Source organism: Desulfobacterales bacterium (assembly GCA_029211065.1).
In the GTDB taxonomy this organism is placed as follows: Bacteria; Desulfobacterota; Desulfobacteria; order Desulfobacterales; family JARGFK01; genus JARGFK01.
In genome coordinates, this window is record JARGFK010000043.1 from 17,028 (window position 1) to 35,927 (window position 18,900).

Genomic DNA, 18,900 nt, shown 5'->3' on the forward strand with positions numbered 1-18,900 from the left:
CGTCAGACTTGCCGGGCATGGCGTTGCTTTAATATACGTTTACGCGTTAAGCCAGGGAGGGAGTATGCTGTTTTCTCTTTTAATTTATGACGAGCCCGATACGGCCAGACTGCGCGATATCCATCGGAAGGCGCACCTGGCCTATTTGAAAGAATTCGACGACCAGACCCTGTTTGCAGGACCCTTTACCACAGACGATGAATCCGCCGATCTGGGCAGCCTGCGCCTGATCCAATTTCCGGACCTTGGGGCCTTCGAAAAACATATCGCCGACGAACCGTACGTAACCGGCGGAATCCAGAAGCACTGGATCGTAAACCGCTGGCAGGCGGCGGTTCCTACCACCTGGCGTGACTGTCCGCGCACGCCGGGCAATATCCAGGCCATGTTTCACGGCCTGGACGGCCCCAACGGCGCCCGCATTCGCCGGGAGCACGGCGCCGCCCATCAGGCCTATCTGGCAGAACATGCCGCCGGCATCATCGCCCGGGGCCCCCTGCTCGATCAAACCGGTAAGATCCCGATAGGCAGCCTGTGGCTCCTGGACGTTTCCGATATGGACACGGCACGCCGGTTCATCGCCGACGAGCCCTACAACAGGGCCGGCTGCTTTAAGGACGTCACATTCCATCGCTGGCGATTCGGACGGGTCTTCGACCGATTCAAGGTATAGAAGTCCCGCTTGTCCCGTTCCTTTTTGTCAGCTCCATAATCTTCATGCCTGAAGGTACGTGCTTGATCCGGTACTCCAGTTTGAACGCATCGCTTTTTGTCATATTAGGGATAGCGGCCACCAGTTCAACCGGCAGCCGAAACCTTGTATATTTGGCTGCTTTTCCTGAATTATGTGCTGCCAATCTTGTTTCCAGGTTATTGGTTACCCCGCAATACAAAGAGTTGTCAGAACACCGAAGCAGATAAACAACCCAGTGGTTTTTCTTCATCTTTTAAAAGGTGGTTTCCCTGTTGAAATCATTCGCCAAAACCGGGGACGATCGCTTGGCAAAAATAGAAAAGGTATTTGCTTATTTAAGACCGTTCCCTTGTCCGCAACTCTTGGCAACGCAGCCGCCGGTGTTCTCCGCCTTTCCAAACTCAAGGTTTTCCCAACGCGTCCATAAACTGATTCTTGATAAAGACGGGGCTTTTGGGCGGGCGCCCGGGGGCTTGGGTCGAATCGGTCTTGGCCACCAGGACCCAGGGGCCGGATTGGGAGAGGATTCGGGAAAGGGCTTCTTTAAATGCGGTAAAGGTTTTTACCGTCAAGGCTTTCTGGAAGCCGGCGCCCCTGGCAACCGCTGCGATATCGGCTTTCCCGCCGGTATGGGTCGGTTGTCCGCCGGTAATTTGATACTGAGCATTGTCCCAGATGATGTGGACGAGATTGGCGGGCGCTTTACTGGCTGCTGTGGTCAATGAATTCAAGTTCATCAGAATCGCCCCATCACCGTCCAGCACGATCACCTTCCTGTCCGGGCGGGCCATGGCCAGCCCCAGGCCGATGGAGGACGCCATGCCCATGGAGTTCCACATGTAAAAATTGGCCTTGCGCTTTTGGGCGGCGGTGAACAGGTCGTATTTCGGATTGCCGCAGGATGCGATAATCGGTTCGTCGGAAAGCTGCGCCACCAGGTAGCGGGTTGCTTTAAGCCGGTTGATCATTTTTCATCCTTCCATCCCATCAGAGCGGTGGACAGAATCACCGCAACCGGCTGCTCGGCGGTGAAGGCCGTTTTAATTGCGCCGCCTATGATGGTTTCCAGTTCATCTTCACGGTTCACGGTATAGTGCTGGATTCCCAGCGCCCCGAGGATGCTGCGAAGGGCTTTTCCCATAACGACATGGCAGGCGTTAAACTCCCCCAACTCGCCCCGCTGGCTGATCAGCATCAGGAACGGAATCTGGTAGGGAATGGCCAGCGACGCCAGGGCATTGACGCAGTTGCCCAGTCCGGCGCCCTGCATCATCAGGACACCATATCTTCCCCCCAGATATTCCCCGGTGATGATGCCGATGCCTTCTTCTTCCCGGGCCAGGGTCGTGAAATGAAAATACGGGTCTTTTTCAGCCGCTTTCAGAATCCGACCGATAACGGAATCCGGTACAAATGATATGGAGCGGATATCATTGGCTTTCAGCAAAGAAACAATTTTACGGGGCCACTCCAATTTTTCCCCCTTTTGCAGGTAGTTGGATAGTTTTTGCCGTTTATCTAACATGGCGCCCGGCCCGCTGTCAATTGAGGACACCGCCCGGGCCGGCGTATACGGGTAATTTTCAGCCGTTCGGGCAGACCTCGATTCCTTAACAGTTCATTCGTTTCATGGGCTGCATTGCGTTATAGAATCTTTCTGCCCTCAGGTGTCAGGAAACCGTAGGCTTGCAGCGGCATACCTGCTGTGGCCTTGAAATGTTCCAGCAACAGTTCAACCGTCCAACCGCCCGGCATGACAGCGGTCTTCGCGTGATGCGTGTGCTCGCAGATGGCCAGCCGGGGGCCGTCTATACAGATGAACTGGCCGTTGATCCAGTACGCCTGATCACTGGCCAGGAACACCACCAGCGGCGCTGCTTCCTCGGGTTTGAAATACCCCAGGTCGGCGTCAGTAGGCGGCCGCTCGTTTCGTACAAGGGCTGCCTGAATAATCTCCCGGGCGCCCTCCATGCTTGCCACACTGACGGCACACCCCTGGGCTGTGCCGCCCGCCTTTCGAATCTCTTCCACCACACCGGCGACATTGCCCGCCGTCCTCGAGTTAACGACCACCTTTGCCCCGGCTTGCGCCAGCCCCAAGGCGTAGGCGCGTCCCAAGCCCGTCCCTGAACCTGTCACTATGGCCACTTTCCCGTCCAGCAGCACATTTCCTCCTTGCTGTAGTTACGATGTTTTAAAGTTCTGTGTTACGAAAAGGATAGGTTAAAGAGCCGCCGCTGTCGGAACGCGCGTGCTCAGCTGAACTTGACGGCGGTTCCGTACACTAACAATTCAGCGGCACTGCCAACAACACTCGTAGTCATATAGCGGACATTAATGACTGCATCGGCTCCCATTCCAACAGCCTGCGCTGTCATCCTCTCGGTGGCGATTGACCGAGCGCTCCCCATCATATCCGTGTATTCAGTCAATTCACCACCGAGAATCAGCCGGACGATAGCCGACAGGTCTTTGCCGATCCATATTGCAAATACCGTGTGTCCCTGGACCAGACCCAGAATCTCTGTGATTTCTCGCCCGGGCAGCACATCGGAATTCAGCAGCAGAAGCGTGCGGCCAGACCCGGCAACCGGCTGTTTTTCAACTGATGACGCGCGGGTCCTTTGTTCGATGGCTACTGTCGCCAGCACCACAAGGATACCCCCCAAAAGGCAGAAAACCGCGAGCCTCAGCCACCAGGGAACGACCGGATCATCTGCAACCATTACGTACCATGGCATACCGACAAATACTACTGTAAAAATCCCGAGCACGAACGCCACGGAGCCAAAATGTCGAAGTACTTTCATGGTATCTCCTTTTATCATTAAACTTGCCGGCCATGGGCAGGGTTTATTAAAATCGAAAATCCAGTCCCTTTGCCAAATTATTTACTTATTTGCGGACGTGGACGACCCTTTTGCCTGGTTCATGTAACCGCTGCCGATTGCAGAAAAGGGGAGCTCCAGCTCCAGTTCCGGCACCTGCTTTACGATCCAGGCTGTGAAGGTGTTGCTGTTGGGTCCCGGAAAGCCCTTGTAAACCGTTTTCCAGGGATAGGCCTGCGCAGCCTTGTCGACGAGATCGATGAGGCTATCGACCCCCTTGCCGCGATACGCTTTAATAAGGCGGGGTTTTTCACCGTACCAGTAGCGGTCGGGAATATCCCGGGCAATCCTCAGTACCGGCTGACCGCGGCGACCCCGCCAGCCAACCACGTCGTATACCGTGTAAGCGGGTTCGCCGGTCCGTTTCGCCGCGATCCAGGTGTGAATGGCGAACCATCCGCGCCAGCCATAGGTATCGGCGCCGTAAACGTGAAGAACCGCTTCGATGGTTGCGGCCGGGTCAGGCGCGATCTTTGACGATTCGCGACTGGCGGTGCGCCAGCCATTGTTCGGTGAACACTGTAATAGAATCAATCCCAGCAGGACAACAGCCGGCATTCGTTTTAAGTTTTTCATGAATACCCCAAATACGTAATCAATATATCAAGGAACGTCCCTTTTGCCCTGTTAATCCTGTCGAAAAATATTTTGGCTGTATGTCTAAATAATTATTTGGTTATAGATTCCGCAACGGCTCGAAAAGATATTCCAGGCCGTTTACTTTGATCTCATACACCATGCGCAGCATATCCCCCAGTTGTCCGTCCGGATATCCCTTCTGGGCCAGCCAGATTACATAAGGCTCCGGCAGGTCGATCAACAGCCGATCCTTGTACTTGCCGAACGGCATCCGCATCCTGGCCAATTGAAGCAAAACCGTTGCATCCGGTATGCACGCATTTTCTCTGTTCATTGTATCCTTATCAGCTCACCGTTTCCGGCCGGTGCCTGAACAAGGGCGCAATATTTTAAGGACGCCCCCTTTTTCATCGTCCTTAAAGCGCTCCTGTTGATATCACAAAAGCCGTTTTAGATCCGTATGGGTGCCCGCTAAAAAACTTAATACATTTATTTCAGATACTTGTGCAGGTCAGGCACCGGATCAGCCGTATCCAGAATCCAGATTCGAATCAAAGATCAGCCGAACTGTTTAACGAGGCCTTTGAGCCCAAGCGATTCAGTCGTCGCCTCGGTCGGCGTTCCGGTTTTGGCCTCCCAGCCCATGGCCTTGTGGAATTCTTCGGCAAGGCCCTCCATATCGATGGTCACCCCTTTGAGCGGGCCTTCCGCCTTGGGTGGAATACCCGCCATCCGCTGGGGTAGACGGGAATCGTCTGCGGCGATTCCCTCGCGCACGTTGAAACACTTCCGCAATGTCTGAATGCGGCCTCCGGCTTGGAGCGCTTCCGCCATGTCCATATCCCATCCGGTTACCGCATTCAAAAAATCGACCAAAGGAAAAAATCCGAAAAAGACGGTCGGAAAGAGACACACCCCGGCCGAGTTTCCAATTTGTGAATATTTCGAGGTCACGGCGCTGGCCGGCCCTTTGCGCCTGTATTCGTACTTTTCAAAATGAGGGAACGTAAGCTCCGGATACGGGGCCACGACCGACGCACCGGCATCCAGGCGCGCCATGGGTGCCGCGGTGTGGCGGCCGGGAGTGGGATCGCACGCATATCCGGTGCCCCGGCCCGGCAGAAACAGTGCGTTGTGCAGGCCCGGCTCCTGTCCGCCCACATGGATCGCACAGGCGTCGGCCCCTTTGCCGATTTTCCGTGCGGCGATCTTGACGCCGTCGGCAAGGATATCGCCGAAACCTTCCCTGCGGATGATTTTGTCCAGAAGCGTTATCATCGCATCCGAATTTCCCCAGAGAAGGTCCAGGCCGTCGGCATCGCTTTTTGAAATAATGCCTTTCTCGTAACACTCCATGGTAAAAGCAATAACGGAACCGGCCGAGATCGTATCCAGACCGCCGCGGTTGCACATGTCGTTCAGCTTGATAATGGAACCCAGGTCGGTGTTGAGGCACATGGCGCCGAAAGCCCCGACGGTCTCATACTCGGGCTTGTGGGCATCTTCAACAGGATACCGTCCTTCTGCAACCTTATAGATACCCCCGCAGGCGACGGGGCAGTTCGCACAGGCGTATTTTCGTACCTGGGGGGCAATCAATGTATCCGGGTCGGTGATCTTTTTCATCTCCGGAAGCGCCTGGGCACCGGCCAACAGCCAGTTTTTTACCGGTGTCGCACCGCCGGTGATCAGCGCGCCGGTTAACCCGCAGGTCCCGTGTTTCATCAACACTTCGACAAATCCGCCGGCTTCGCGCATTTTTTGGATAAAATCCTTCCGCAGTTCATCGAGCCGGCCGGCGTCGGCGACAGCCACCTTGCCGGTGCCGGAGACCACCACGGCCTTTAATCGCTTGGAACCCATGACAGCCCCCACGCCGGACCTTGCGGCGGCCCGACCGCTGTCGTTGATGATGCCGCTGATCAACGAGAGTTTTTCGGAAGCCGGGCCGATGGATGCCGTCCGGATCCTGGAATTTCCGGTTTCCTGTGCCAGCTTCGCTTCGGTCTGATGGGTGTCCAGACCCCACAGGTGTGAGGCCTTCTTGAGTTCAATCCCTTTATCGGTTATCAGAAGATAAGTCGGTTTGGATGCGATGCCGGAAACAAAAATGGCGTCCCACCCGGCGGACTTGAGCTCGGATCCGAAATACCCGCCTGAATTGGCATCTCCCCAGCCGCCCGTCAGGGGGGATTTGCACACGGCCATGTAGCGGCCGCCGGTGGGTGTTCGGGTGCCGGTCAAGGGACCGGTTGTAAAGCCGAGGATATTTTCCGGGCCCAGCGGATCCACTCCTTTCTTCTGGCGTTCGTACAAAACCCGAACCCCCAGCCCGCAGCCGCCGATAAAGCTGCGCGCCATGCCTTCGTCCAGTTTTTCTTCTCGAATCTCTCCGTTGCTGAGATCCACAAAGCCGATCTTTCCCGTATATCCTCCAGCCATCATAAACCTCCTTTAATCGTTCGGGGTTCAGGGAGGGGCTTCCATTTAGGCCAGCCCATTCGCTTCCCCGCCACTATCACCCCGGTCACTCGTCACGTGTTGCCCGTCACAAACTTTCCTTCAATATCATTCTGCCCCTGAGCGCCTTAACCGCTTCTTTCAAACGTAATCAATTTATCAAGGAACGTACCATCTATCGCATCTGTCGACAAGCCCTCTATTGGCATCAAGAACTTTCTGCACCAACATCCCATTTAATGAGGCGGTTATTTACCTGTTTGCGGACGTCCCGCCCGTCTCCGAAACCCGGAAATGCATCGTTGACTTAATCGATCCATCTGAATGTTGCATACACCGGAAAGTGATCTGAGGGGTAGACTCCTGCGAAAAGGCTTTCCACCACACGGTATTCCACAGGCGCAATCTGGCCGCGGTATAGGATCCAGTCGATGTGTTCGCCGTTTGTGCGCCCGTTAAAACCGTGGTAGGTACCCGGAAACGGTTTTTCGGCGGCATTTTTATACCAGGGCGCGGTAGGCGAGGATTTCTGGCCGCCCCCTGTGAAAATCCTGTAGCAATTCTGTTCGGGGGTGGCATTGAAATCGCCCAACAGGATTGCCGGCGCCTGTGAAGGCAGCTTGGCCAGGTGCTCCATTATCAGGAGAGCACTTTTGGTCTGCACCTCTTCTGCAAAGTCGAAGTGGGTGTTGGTGCAGATCAAGCGTCGATGTTTGTTTGCAAACATGCCAATGGTGCACTGGCGCGGCCAGCGACTATCCTTAAACCGGCTGGGGATCGAAGGTGTTGGGCTGAGGAAAAGATGCTGGTAAAATGTCGAATCCCATTCGCTTTTAAAGAAAATGACATTGTGCTGCCAATTGGGCGGGGCGGGGCTGTACTTTCCGATACACTCGTAGCCGGCCAGAATATCCGTCAAGAAATCGATTTGAAAATCGTTAGCCTCCTGCAGACCGATAAAATCAGGGCGATATTTATTGAACAGCGCAGGAAGCCCCTTCTTTCGATGGTCCCAGCTGTTGGCACCGTCATCGGCCAGGCCGAAACGAAGATTAAAGGTCAATGTCGAAAAACCTTCTGCGGCACCGGTCATTATTTTGATATTATCCGTATCGCTCATTTAATATGCTGAAGGGGGTGATGGGGTCGTCCATTTATCTCATGGTTGATTTGCTTATCAGGTGTCTACCGATAATGCAATGGGCGAACATTCCGAGTCCATTGTGGTTTTTTTCTTGACTCGTATGGGTGCTTCTCTATAGTCTTTCTCCGGAAAAGCAGGTTCTTATCGACCTGTTTTTGTTCCAGTGGAAATCATTCCTATGGATTCTGTCGGCACATATATTTTCGGTACAAATCATTAAAAAGGAGATCTAAAAATGACGACAAGCGACTCGGTAGAAAAAAAGCCTCTATGGTTGTTAATCGAAGAGAAGATCCTCGGGCTCGATTCCCAGGACCTTTCAGGGGAAAGCCTGGAAGCATCGATTCAACGGATTGCGGGTGAACTTGACAATACAGGCTTCAATGTTTCGCGTTACGGCGGCCATATGCTTCAATTGAGATGGGCAATGAATGAAGCCCACAAAGTCGGAAGGCCCCTTCTGAGGGATTTCAACACTGCGATCGCTGCCCTTACGCTGGAGGACGCGGCCAACCCCTATTCTGCAACGGATAAGCTCATCAACGACATCGGCAAAACGTGGCCGGAACTCCAAAAATCCGAACGCAGACCGGATGTGATACGGATGGTCGAGAAGACAAAACTCGACCTGCTCACTGCCAAGGCAAAAGGCCTGCCGAACGATGAAGGCATCCGATTGCTCATTGAGGAAAAAGTGGCTCCCGAGGCGATCACCAGGGCGCTGGACATTACCGCAGAAAAGCTGGAACAGATCAACGCCTTGATAAAAAAGGAGCGCGCAGAGAAAGCAAGGGTAGCCGCCCTGCTCGAGGCGGTAGCGGACAAGTCCAGCGAAGAAAAAGTGAAGCACCTTTTTACGAACAACGTCTCCGAAAAATTGATCATCGCGATGGCACAAGTTGACCAGAACGCGATCAATAGTGTCAAACAGACAATGGAAGCGGAGCTAAAGGAAAAACAAAGGCTGGAAGCAGAAGAAGCCGCCCGGAAAAAGGAAGTGGCGGCCGGACCGGCGCTGGATGATATCCCGCCGGACAAGATGCTCGAATACATTGAGTCCATCCGCGAAATCATGGAATTCAGCGATCAAGAGAAAGAAATCAGAGTGATGTGCGAGCAAAGCTCCATCCCCAAGAGCCTTGTGGACATTGCCGTTTCGGAGCCCGGCAGACTGGATGAGCTCGAAAAAAAGGCGCAGGGATAACAGGCATATGCTCTCCGTGTTTTAACGTCCATTGGATTATTGATTATCAGGTGCGCAACAGTAATCCAATGGACGTCCTTTACTGCCCCGTCCCTTCCTGCCCGCAACTCGCTCGTTTTTTTTCAATTTTCGATTGGTAACAATCGAAAAATTATACGATTATTTAAGGACATCCCGATTTTCACGAACGCAAAAAGAGGAGCTGCACCCATGACCCCTGCCTATTCATCGAAAACCCATATCTCATATTCCCCCAACAAGATTGTCCTGGGTGTCGATTCCGCCGCGCGAACCGCCGCTGAAGTGCGCCGGCTGGGAGGTTCCAGGGTTCTACTCGTGACAGACCCCGGCGTCATCCAGGCCGGTCTGACCCGGACAGTTGAAGCTTCATTTCAAGCCGAAGCCATCCCCTATGTTCTATATGACCGGGTTGAACCCGAACCGCCCTCCCGGATCATCGATCAGGGCGCCCGGATTTTCAAGTCTGAGGACTGCGACCTGGTGGTGGGTATCGGCGGCGGCAGTTCCCTTGATGTCGCCAAGGGAATTTCGATCCTCAGCGCTAATGGGGGCTCTATCCTGGATTATATCGGTGCGGATCTTGTTCCCAAAAAAGGGGCGCCGATGGTCCTGCTGCCCACAACCGCGGGCACGGGCAGTGAGGTCACGCGGGTCCTGGTCATGACGGACGAACGGCAAAATACCAAGAATGTGGTCTTCACCCCTTTTGCCCTGGCCGACACGGCCATCATCGACCCTCGCTTGACCGTGAGCATGCCGCCGCATGTTACGGCCGACACCGGCATGGACGCCCTGGTACACGCTGTTGAAACCTATGTTTCCATGAATGCGACGGAATTCTCGGATGTCTGGGCTGAAAAGGCCATCGCGTTGATCGGCCGCTATCTGCCGGTGGCCTGGGCCAAGGGCGCCAACCTTGAAGCCCCTTATTACATGTCCTTAGGGGCCACTTTGGCAGGCCTGGCTTTTACCAGCGGCGGTCTGGGGGCGGTTCACGCCCTGGCTTATCCCCTGGGAACGGAATATCACATGACCCACGGCCGGACCAATGCCATTATGCTGCCGCATGTCATGCAGTTCAACCTGTCCGGAAATCCTGAAAAATACGCCGTGATTGCCGCTTTGCTGGGGCGGGAGATTGAAGGGCTTTCACCGATGGCGGCGGCCTTGCTGGCCGTGGAAGCGGTACTGGAACTGCAGGCGTCTATTGACGTGTCCAGTCGCATGCGTGATTATGATATTCCGGAAACAGACCTTTCCAAGCTGACGGAAGGCGCCATGAAACAATCCCGTCTTTTTATTCCCAACCCGAGAGATCTGACGAAAGACAATGTCCGCGCCATATATCAGGAAGCGTTCTAAATTGAAGAACCCCGCAGTTCCGGCATGGCGGGACTGCGGGGTTCTTCAATTACAGTACTGAAACCAACATTCTGACACTTAAAATGATCAGCAATACGGCAAATACCTTTTTCAGGGTCGATACGGGTAATCTGTGGGATAACCTGGCGCCATAGGGCGCTGCGAAGAAGCTGGTTGTGGAAATGAGCAATGCGGCCGGCAAATAGACGAAACCGAACGTATATTCCCCCGGCGACGTATTTGCCCAGCCATTTACTAGATAGCCGATGGTTCCCGCGATTGAAATCGGAAAGCCGATGGCGGCCGAGGTGCCGATGGCTTTTTTTATTTCGACATTCTGCCATGTAAGGTAGGGTACGGTTAATGCGCCGCCGCCGATGGAGACGAGCGCGGATATAGCGCCGATTCCGGAACCCGCTATAAACAATCCGGTATTTCCTGCCAACTCTCTGCTTGGCTTTGGCTTTTTGTTTAGAAACATTTGACTGGACACATACGCCATGAACAAGGAAAAAAAGATCGCAAGATAAAATGAGCTCAAGTAAGAGGCGATAAACGTAGCGAGAAAGGTTCCCAAGATAATGCCGATGGACATCCCCCTGACGACTTTCCATATGACGCTGCTCCTTGAAGCGTGCGCACGGAAACTTGAAAAGGTGGTGATTATCATGGAAGCCATTGATGTACCCAAAGCTAAATGAACCACAGTATCGACGGATACACCATTGATTAGAAAAATCGACGTCAGCACCGGCACCATTATTCCGCCGCCGCCGACGCCCAATAGCCCTGCCATAAACCCGACGAAACAACCGATCAGCAAAAATAACAATATCAATTCAATTTCCAACAATTCAACCTCAAAAAAAGAACTCCAGTATAACCTTTCGACCTTGAAAGATATATGTTTTGCCGGGAATCCGTTGAACGCCCGTATCCATGGGATGAAATGCTTTTTGGATTATCTCAATGATCGTCTACGGGAACGATGCGGCTGATCTTCGGATCACCGTCGGCCATATGGACGAAAATGGCCTTGAGCCAGCCGGGCGCCTCGGACGGAAAATCTTCCCGGAAATGAGACCCGCGGCTTTCAGTCCGCGACAAGGCCGCAAGGACAATGGCCTTGCCGCTCAGGGCCGCGTTTTTCAGTTCCAAAAGCCGGCACAGCTCCAGCGGGGCGCGCGCTGAGAGGCCCTTTAGTTTGTGTAAAGTATCATCCATTACAGCCAGGGCTTCATCCAGATTAGCGCCGCTTCGGACAATTCCAGCCTTATGCCACATGACCTGTTTGAGCTTTTCGGTGAGCGCACGATAATTTCCGCTGCCTTTAGCGCCGGGATCAACGGCCCGCAGCCGTCTTTCCATGGCGGCTTTGGCCGGTTTACGCACATCGACCCCCGACGCCCGGGAAGCGGCATGTTCCAGTGCGGAAAGAGCGGCCAGCTCCCCGAACACCAGCCCTTCGGACAAGGCGTTTCCGCCCATGCGATTGGACCCGTGAATACCGCCCACAACCTCACCGGCCGCAAACAGCCCCTTAAGGCGGGTGCATCCGCCGGCATCGATTACCAGCCCGCCCATGGTATGATGGCAGGCCGGCGTGATCTTTATCGGCTCGGTATCGTATGCGATCTTTTTTCGAAAGCGGGCCTTGAGGTCTTCGCTGATGGGCAACTGCGACTCGTCCGTTCCCCTTATGTCCAGCAGCAACGCATTGTCGACCCCGTTTCCCATGGCGATTTCTCGAAAAAGGGCCTGGGACAGACCGTCCCGGCAGACAATGACAATGGGTTTGAGATGGAGCGCGTATTTTTCCTTGATGTCTTCGCCCTTCCGGTTGACGATCTTTCCCAGATCGCCAAAAAAGGCCGGCAGGAGCATATGGCAGCGGCCGCCCCCCGCGTAAATCAACGGGTAAAACTGCACGAACTCCATGTCCCGGAGCTCCAGTCCGGCCGCCAGGGCCAGGGCATAACCGTCTCCGGTTGTTCCCGGGGCGTTGTCGTTCCGGGCGTAGATAAACCCGGCCCCGCCTGTTGCCAGCACCACCGCCCCGGACCGGAAAGCATAAAATTCACCGGTCCGTTTATGAAACCCGACCGCCCCCAGGCAGGCGGAACCGTCCGTCAATAAATCCGTAACCATCACGTTTTCAACAAAGTCCACGCCGGTCTCCCGGCAGGCCTTTACCAGCACCCGCGAAAGGTTAGGGCCGCCCAGGAGCGCATCGGTGCGAAAGTAAAATCCGGTCTTATGAAATTGTCCGGCGAGTCCTCTTTGATTAAGCGCTTTGATTTTTTCAGGCGCCAGATCCACGAAACGCTTTACCAGTGCACGGTCGTTGAGCATATTGCCGCTTTCCAGGGTCTTGCGAAAATGTGCTTCGGCGCTGAACTGGCCGACGGCGTGGGTGAATGCGCCGCCGGCCAGGATCGTGTTGTTGGCCTTGCCCATGGGGGATTTCGAAAGCAATAGCGTTTTTTTTCCATTGGCTGCGACGGTTATGGCTGCCTGGAGACCGGCGATGCCGCTTCCGATGACAAGCACGTCCGTGTCGATGATCGTAAGGCTGTTTATCATGTAATCTCCATTATAATTTTCGGGTTTGGGAGGTTAAATCTGCCCTTGGAAGACCTTTAGAAGTTCCCGTTCGTAGGGAATCTGCCTGCCTTGTGAAATGCAAAACTTTTTTACCGGGGCGGCATCCTCGATTTTTTGTCGCAGCAGGGCTAAGAGGGCCTTGGCAATAATACCGGCGCTTTTAACGGCGTTTTCTTCGGAATCCCGAAACCCCTGCTCTTTGATTTCGAGTTGGATCGATTCTGCCTGATCAAAGCCATACCCCTGCCGGACAAACCATTGATTAAAGCGTTTTGAATCCCGGCCGCGATAGTTTGCGCCTTCTTTACGGGTAATGAGGGCGGTCATGCCGCCGGCTGTGAGCTGATCCCTGAACGTCTCCACGGTTTCCTGCCGGGCGGTGGGCCGGTCCCGGGTTTCGCCCGTTTTTGGGTCCGCGCCCTGGCCGTATCCGATAAACGCATCTATCCTTTCAGGCCTCCCGGCAAACAGCCCCTGGTCGATATGCTCCCGGCCGTGGGACACTGCCTTGTCGTCCGCGATCCCGTGCACCCAGACAATGACTGTTTTTAGGCTGTTCTTAACGGTTTCAGCGATTCGATCAAAATATGCCGATACTTTTCCGGCATGATCGATCCTGAAAAGATCGAGGTGGTATTTTTCAAAGCTTTTTGTAATGTCCCCTTTGGGTTTGAAAAAGCGGTCGTTGATGACGGCGGTGCAGCCGAGTTCGCGCTGAACTTCCGCGGCAATAACGCCTGTCCGCACGTCGTTTTGATATTCCCCGTCGATCACTGGGCCGTGGGGCGCGACGATCAGAATGTCGGTTGAACCCGGTATAAATCGAATTCCGCTGTCTCTTTCTGTCATTCTATTTCAGTTTCGTTTATAGTCCCGGGGAAGTTGTTTACAAATTGTACCGATGATAACCGCTTTTATCCGTATGGGTCTTTGCGGATCTGAATGCTTTGGCCTTTTTGCTCCGATCCTGCTACAGTTGACAGACAGACCGATCATGGATTGTTGCGCTTCAAATCACCCTAAATCATATTGTTTTTATCAATTCGGCATTTCAATAACAATAAAAATGTTTGTTGTGCATAGATGAACATCAAAACGTCTTCCCGCCCATGGGGTAAACCGGGGTTTGTGGGCGAATAGTACCTGTGTAAAATGATCCGCCTTTATGCCCGGCAGGCAACGCTCATTCGCCTATATACTGATGGGGCGCAGCGGTTTAAGGGGAATGGGCCCGCTGCTGCAATCCAGCTTTTGACCTTTAGTCCTTTTTAGACTATACCGAAAAGGAAAACATGCCCGCAAGGACTCAACAACCGGGAGCGGTTCACTGGTCAAAACGCGCATCAAGGCAACCCTATGGAGGCGAGATATGAAAGTAGGCAGCGGCGATTTTATCTATGAGGTCATTCACAACTGGGGTCGGTTGCCGGCCGGCTGGTCGTTGGGAAGCGTGCCCAACGGGGCTTGCGATTCCCAGGGCAGGGTCTATGTATTCACGAGAAGCGAGCATCCGGTGCTTGTCTTTGATCCGGACGGACGTTTTCTCGGCTCCTGGGGCGAGGACATTTTCAGTCGTCCCCATGGCATTCTGATCACCCCGGACGACATTGCCTACTGCACGGACGACAAGGATCATACGGTGCGCAAATGCACCCTGGACGGCAAGGTGTTGATGACTTTGGGAACAAAAGACCAGCCCACCGACACCGGCTACGATGGGAAAAACTGGCGCACGATAAAGAAAAGCGGCCCGCCCTTTCACCGACCCACCAACCTCGCCCTTTCCCCCGGGGGTGATATGTATGTGAGCGACGGCTACGGCAACGCGCGCGTCCACAAGTTCTCGCCCGAAGGAAAGCTGCTTTTCTCCTGGGGAGAACCGGGCGACGGCCCCGGCCAGTTCGCCATCGTCCATTCCGTTCGCACGGACAAAAAGGGATTGTCTACATCGCTGACAGGGAAAACGCCCGCATCCAGTTGTTTACCCCCGAGGGTAAATTTATCACCCAGTGGACGGACATGCAGAAGCCCCAGGGATTCTACATGGGTCCGGATGGGCTGCTCTATACCACTGAAAAGCCGGTGAAGCGGCCCGACGGAAAGGCGCCGGGATACCTGCCGCCCCGGGTGAGCATCTGGAATACGGACGGAAAGCTCCTGGCCCGCTGGGGCGGGGAAGATCTCACGAAACCGGGCAACTTTTTCGCGCCCCACGGCATCTGGGGGGATGCCCGCGGAGATCTCTATATCGGCGAGCTGTCGACCGACGCCTTGCGGGGCGACGCCCCGGGGGACTATCCGCTCCTGCACAAACTGGTGCGGGTAAAATAAGGCCGCGAAAAGGCGGAAAGCTTGGAGGCTGGGATGCCTGGAAGCCGCAAGGGCTGGGGAATATACTGCCATGCCTGGGTCGGCATGGCATCCCCAAAAAGTCCGGACACAGGTTCCCGTTCGCCCGCAAATAACAATTTTACCGGGTGAGTCCATTCTTTGAAATGACTTCTATACAGAATAATGCTTTTGGAGACATCATCGGACGCCTTCCCATCGCCCCTGTATTGGCTGACCTTGGCGCGGCGCTGGACCGGCACCGATCTGCCGTAATGGTGGCGCCGCCCGGGGCCGGCAAAACCACCGCTGTCCCCCTGACGCTGCTCCAGGCCCGCTGGCTGAGCGGCAAGCGCCTACTCCTTTTGGCGCCGCGCCGTCTGGCAGCCCGCGCCGCGGCCTATCGCATGGCTGCCCTGCTGGACGAACCGGTGGGAGAGACTGTCGGCTATCGCATCCGCATGGAGAGCCGGGTGGGTCCCCGCACCCGCATCGAAGTGATCACCGAAGGGGTGCTTACCCGCATGCTTCAGTCCGACCCCGGCCTGACCGGCGTCGGGATCGTAATCTTCGATGAATTTCACGAACGCAGCCTGGATGCCGACCTGGGACTGGCCCTGTGCCGGGAAGTCCAGGGGGCCTTTAACGAAAGCCTGCGCCTGTTGGTGATGTCCGCCACCCTGGATCCCGCACCCGTCACAACCCTGCTGAGCAATGCACCGCTGATTCACTGTGAAGGCCACTCCTTTCCTTTGGAGACCCGCTATGTGCCCGCTCTCCCGTCCAAACCGATGGAACGCGCCCTGACCGATATCCTGCTGCGATCCGTTGCCGCCGAAGAGGGCAATATCCTCGCATTTCTCCCCGGAGCGCCGGAAATCCGCCGAGTGGCCCGCCTGCTGGCCGAGGCCGGGATTGACGGTCGCTGGGACATAACGCCCCTTTACGGCAACCTGACCCGCGCTCAACAGGATCGCGCCATTGCCCCGCCGCCGGCCGGGCGTTCTAAAATCGTGCTGGCCTCGGCGATTGCCGAAACCAGCCTGACCATCGAGGGAGTCCGGGTGGTGGTGGACAGCGGCCTGCAGCGGGCCCCGCGGTTTGATGCCCGCACCGGCATGACCCGGCTGGTCACCCTGCCGGTGTCCCGGGCCTCGGCTGATCAGCGCCAAGGGCGGGCCGGCCGCCTGGGCCCGGGGATCTGCTACCGTCTGTGGAGCGAAAGCGCCCATACCACCCTTGCCCCTCACAACCGGCCGGAGATCCTTGACACGGACCTGGCCGGTCTGGCCCTGGAACTGGCCCAGTGGGGCGTGGCATCCCCCGATCTCCTCGGCTGGCTGGATCCGCCGCCGACCGGAACATTTAAACAGGCCAAGACCCTGCTGGCCGACCTGGGGGCGATGGATGACCGCGGCAAGATCACTCCCCACGGCCGCCGCATGGCAGAACTGCCCCTGCACCCCCGCCTGGCCCATATGGTCCTGGCCGCCCGGGAGGAGGGCATGGGGGGTCCGGCCTGCGAAGTGGCGGCCATTTTAAGTGAACGCGATCCGCTCCATTTTACGGGCGGCATGCGGGACGCCGACCTGCGACTGAGGATTGATGCCCTGCACGCCTTCAAATCGCATGCCCCCGTGGCGCTGCCGAATTGCAGCGTGGACACCGGCGCACTGCGACAGATCTTAAAAATCGCAGCGGTGCTGCAGAGACGCATGGGCCCCAAGGCCCTTCAAGATTCCCGCCCGGATGTGGGGCGCCTGCTGGCCTGGGCCTATCCGGACCGCATTGCCTATCGGCGGCCCGACAGTGTCGGCCGCTACCTCATGACCAACGGCCGCGGCGCTTTCTTCGACCCGCCCGACCCCCTTGGTGCGCATGATTTCCTGGTGATTGCCGAACTGGACGGCGAGCGCCGCGATGCCCGCATATACATGGCAGCGGCCTATGATCGCGATACCCTGATGGATCAGTTCAGCCGGCGGGTTCAATGGCAGGAAAGGGTGGACTGGGACGCGCAGCGCCAGGCCGTAACATCCGTGCGCCGGCTGGCCCTGGGATCGCTGACCCTGCTGAGCGAACCCCTGGCCGACCCCGATCCCCGAGCCCTCACCGCCGCCATGATCGCCGGCATCAGGGCCGGCGGCATCCATGTACTGCCATGGACGCGGTCATTGCGCGCCTGGCAGGCCCGGGTGATGCTGCTGCGAAGGGTTGCGGCCGGGGCAGCGGACTGGCCGGACCTGTCCGACAGCGCGCTGGCTGACGATTTGGAAACATGGCTGGGACCCTTTCTGGCGGGTTTTACCAGCTTCAAGGCGCTGGCGCGTCTGGACCTGACAGGCGCGCTGCGCAGCTGGCTCTCCTGGCAGCAACAGCGGCTCCTCGATACATGGGCCCCCACCCATATGGTGGTTCCCAGCGGCGCCCGCCGGCCCATCGACTACAACGCCGAAGTGCCGGTCCTGGCCGTGCGGCTGCAGGAGATGTTCGGTGCGGTGGATACACCCACCATTGCCGCGGGCCGCCTGCCGCTGCAATTGCACCTGCTCTCACCGGCCGGCCGCCCGGCCCAGATTACCCAGGACCTGGCCGGCTTCTGGCGCAACAGTTATCCGGCCGTCAAAAAAGAGCTAAAGGGGCGCTACCCCAAACACGATTGGCCCGACGACCCCCTGAGCGCCCGGCCCACATCCCGGGCCAGGCCGCGCCAGCCAAAGATTTAACCCTGATTGAGTGAAGACGCGCGTCCATTGCCTTTCTCTTTCCGCCGGTTTCCCAGAAGCGTCACAACTGTCCGGCCTTAAAATCGGCCGCAGTCCATCAGGAGCGTCTGGCCGGTGACGCTGTCGCTGCGGCAGAAGAGCATCACCTGTTCGTCAATGTCGTCCTTGCTTACCGGACGATGCAGCACGTTCAGTTCGTGGGCGGTAGCCACGTAGTCGGGTGGCCGGTTGGCGGTCATGCGCGTGCCGAGTATGAGACCAGGGGCGACACAGTTGACAGTGATCTGCGGCGCCAAAGCGACTGCCATACACTTGGTGAGGTGATTCAGTCCCGCTTTGGAGACCGCATAAGCGATGCTGCTGCCCCTGGGGAATATGCCCGCGCCCAGCTGCGAAATTTCCATTGCCACGGCTTCGGCCTTGTCCTTCGATTGTGCGTAGTTCACAACCACGTTCACGCCGCTTAGGGCAAGTGCCCGGCAGATGCGCTGTCCCAAGCCCCCGCTTCCTCCCGTCACTATTGCCGCGCAACCCCTGAGTTCCATCGTCTCTTCCTCCTTGGTTTGGGTTCATTTTGTATATCAGTCGCCAGTAACAACAGGGGGCGATTATGAAATGAGGCATTTCCATCGACAGCCTGCAAGCTGTCTGACTGATGAACGACTGCTCCCCACCGTCGCCCAGACTGCGTCGTTGTAAATCTTTGATCATTGATTAAAACGCCCCTGCCGGTTTGGTTCAGATGCGGTGAGAGACAAAAATGGACTAAATGAGTGACGGTAAAATTCATATATAGTTATCGGGAATATGTCAAAGTGGGTATGCACTTTACTCAACCGACCACATGGTGTAGTATGCGGTTATGGAGGAGCCAAGACACCCTGTTGCTG

Annotated in this window: 19 protein-coding genes; 6 read left to right on the top strand and 13 right to left on the bottom strand. The window is 56.1% G+C overall.

The window, feature by feature from the left end; translation table 11 throughout:
• The first annotated feature begins 64 nt into the window (after window positions 1-64).
• The gene (locus P1P89_11275) at window positions 65-673 is read left to right on the top strand and encodes a YciI family protein (GenBank protein ID MDF1592087.1); all 609 of its coding nucleotides are present in this window, start codon (window positions 65-67) and stop codon (window positions 671-673) included.
• On the opposite strand, the gene P1P89_11280 is transcribed toward P1P89_11275, so the two are convergent.
• The 9 genes from P1P89_11280 to P1P89_11320 all read right to left on the bottom strand — a co-directional run bounded on the left by P1P89_11280 (window position 663) and on the right by P1P89_11320 (window position 7,741).
• On the bottom strand, window positions 663-944 hold the full coding sequence (locus tag P1P89_11280; protein MDF1592088.1) for a GIY-YIG nuclease family protein: 282 nt from the start codon (window positions 942-944) through the stop codon (window positions 663-665). The two genes, P1P89_11275 and P1P89_11280, sit on opposite strands and share 11 nt — an antisense overlap.
• A 151-nt stretch (window positions 945-1,095) precedes the next feature.
• Window positions 1,096-1,662 (bottom strand): thiamine pyrophosphate-dependent enzyme, encoded by a 567-nt coding sequence (locus tag P1P89_11285; GenBank protein MDF1592089.1) that lies wholly within the window; start codon window positions 1,660-1,662, stop codon window positions 1,096-1,098.
• The gene (locus tag P1P89_11290; GenBank protein ID MDF1592090.1) at window positions 1,659-2,219 is read right to left on the bottom strand and encodes a thiamine pyrophosphate-binding protein; all 561 of its coding nucleotides are present in this window, start codon (window positions 2,217-2,219) and stop codon (window positions 1,659-1,661) included. Before P1P89_11290 ends, P1P89_11285 begins: the two co-directional genes overlap by 4 nt.
• Before the next feature lie 119 nt (window positions 2,220-2,338).
• Window positions 2,339-2,842, bottom strand: a complete 504-nt coding sequence (locus P1P89_11295) for an SDR family NAD(P)-dependent oxidoreductase (protein MDF1592091.1) — start codon at window positions 2,840-2,842, stop codon at window positions 2,339-2,341.
• A gap of 107 nt (window positions 2,843-2,949) precedes the next feature.
• A complete protein-coding gene (locus P1P89_11300; protein MDF1592092.1) occupies window positions 2,950-3,504 on the bottom strand; it encodes a YbjQ family protein in 555 nt (184 codons plus the stop codon).
• A gap of 81 nt (window positions 3,505-3,585) precedes the next feature.
• The gene (locus P1P89_11305) at window positions 3,586-4,158 is read right to left on the bottom strand and encodes a DUF3750 domain-containing protein (GenBank protein MDF1592093.1); all 573 of its coding nucleotides are present in this window, start codon (window positions 4,156-4,158) and stop codon (window positions 3,586-3,588) included.
• Window positions 4,159-4,258: 100 nt separating this feature from the next.
• On the bottom strand, window positions 4,259-4,495 hold the full coding sequence (locus tag P1P89_11310) for a DUF3820 family protein (protein ID MDF1592094.1): 237 nt from the start codon (window positions 4,493-4,495) through the stop codon (window positions 4,259-4,261).
• 224 nt (window positions 4,496-4,719) lie between these two features.
• Window positions 4,720-6,606, bottom strand: coding sequence for an aldehyde ferredoxin oxidoreductase family protein (locus tag P1P89_11315; GenBank protein ID MDF1592095.1), 1,887 nt, complete (start codon window positions 6,604-6,606; stop codon window positions 4,720-4,722).
• A 322-nt stretch (window positions 6,607-6,928) separates the two neighbouring features.
• The gene (locus P1P89_11320; GenBank protein ID MDF1592096.1) at window positions 6,929-7,741 is read right to left on the bottom strand and encodes an endonuclease/exonuclease/phosphatase family protein; all 813 of its coding nucleotides are present in this window, start codon (window positions 7,739-7,741) and stop codon (window positions 6,929-6,931) included.
• A gap of 259 nt (window positions 7,742-8,000) precedes the next feature.
• Here P1P89_11320 and P1P89_11325 point away from each other — a divergent pair, with 259 nt between their 5' ends.
• Together P1P89_11325 and P1P89_11330 are read left to right on the top strand one after the other, a co-directional pair.
• Complete coding sequence (locus P1P89_11325) at window positions 8,001-8,969, top strand: hypothetical protein (GenBank protein MDF1592097.1); 969 nt, start codon at window positions 8,001-8,003, stop codon at window positions 8,967-8,969.
• 210 nt (window positions 8,970-9,179) lie between these two features.
• Window positions 9,180-10,352: an iron-containing alcohol dehydrogenase gene (locus P1P89_11330; GenBank protein ID MDF1592098.1), complete on the top strand. Its 1,173-nt coding sequence runs from the start codon at window positions 9,180-9,182 to the stop codon at window positions 10,350-10,352.
• 49 nt (window positions 10,353-10,401) lie between these two features.
• Here P1P89_11330 and P1P89_11335 read toward each other — a convergent pair whose 3' ends face one another.
• From P1P89_11335 to P1P89_11345, 3 genes are all read right to left on the bottom strand, one after another.
• Window positions 10,402-11,202 carry a sulfite exporter TauE/SafE family protein gene (locus P1P89_11335; protein MDF1592099.1) on the bottom strand — a complete coding sequence of 267 codons (801 nt, stop codon included), beginning with the start codon at window positions 11,200-11,202 and terminating at the stop codon, window positions 10,402-10,404.
• A 116-nt stretch (window positions 11,203-11,318) separates the two neighbouring features.
• Window positions 11,319-12,935, bottom strand: coding sequence for an FAD-binding protein (locus P1P89_11340; protein MDF1592100.1), 1,617 nt, complete (start codon window positions 12,933-12,935; stop codon window positions 11,319-11,321).
• 33 nt (window positions 12,936-12,968) lie between these two features.
• Window positions 12,969-13,805, bottom strand: a complete 837-nt coding sequence (locus tag P1P89_11345; protein ID MDF1592101.1) for a hypothetical protein — start codon at window positions 13,803-13,805, stop codon at window positions 12,969-12,971.
• Between the two features lie 520 nt (window positions 13,806-14,325).
• Here P1P89_11345 and P1P89_11350 point away from each other — a divergent pair.
• From P1P89_11350 to hrpB, 3 genes are all read left to right on the top strand, one after another.
• Window positions 14,326-15,042: a hypothetical protein gene (locus P1P89_11350; GenBank protein ID MDF1592102.1), complete on the top strand. Its 717-nt coding sequence runs from the start codon at window positions 14,326-14,328 to the stop codon at window positions 15,040-15,042.
• Window positions 15,000-15,287: a hypothetical protein gene (locus tag P1P89_11355; GenBank protein MDF1592103.1), complete on the top strand. Its 288-nt coding sequence runs from the start codon at window positions 15,000-15,002 to the stop codon at window positions 15,285-15,287. Before P1P89_11350 ends, P1P89_11355 begins: the two co-directional genes overlap by 43 nt.
• Window positions 15,288-15,451: 164 nt before the next feature.
• Entirely contained in the window at window positions 15,452-18,010 is a 2,559-nt protein-coding gene (gene hrpB / locus P1P89_11360; GenBank protein MDF1592104.1) for an ATP-dependent helicase HrpB, read from the top strand.
• A gap of 77 nt (window positions 18,011-18,087) precedes the next feature.
• Here hrpB and P1P89_11365 read toward each other — a convergent pair whose 3' ends face one another.
• Window positions 18,088-18,555 (bottom strand): SDR family oxidoreductase, encoded by a 468-nt coding sequence (locus tag P1P89_11365; GenBank protein ID MDF1592105.1) that lies wholly within the window; start codon window positions 18,553-18,555, stop codon window positions 18,088-18,090.
• Window positions 18,556-18,900: the final 345 nt, after the last annotated feature.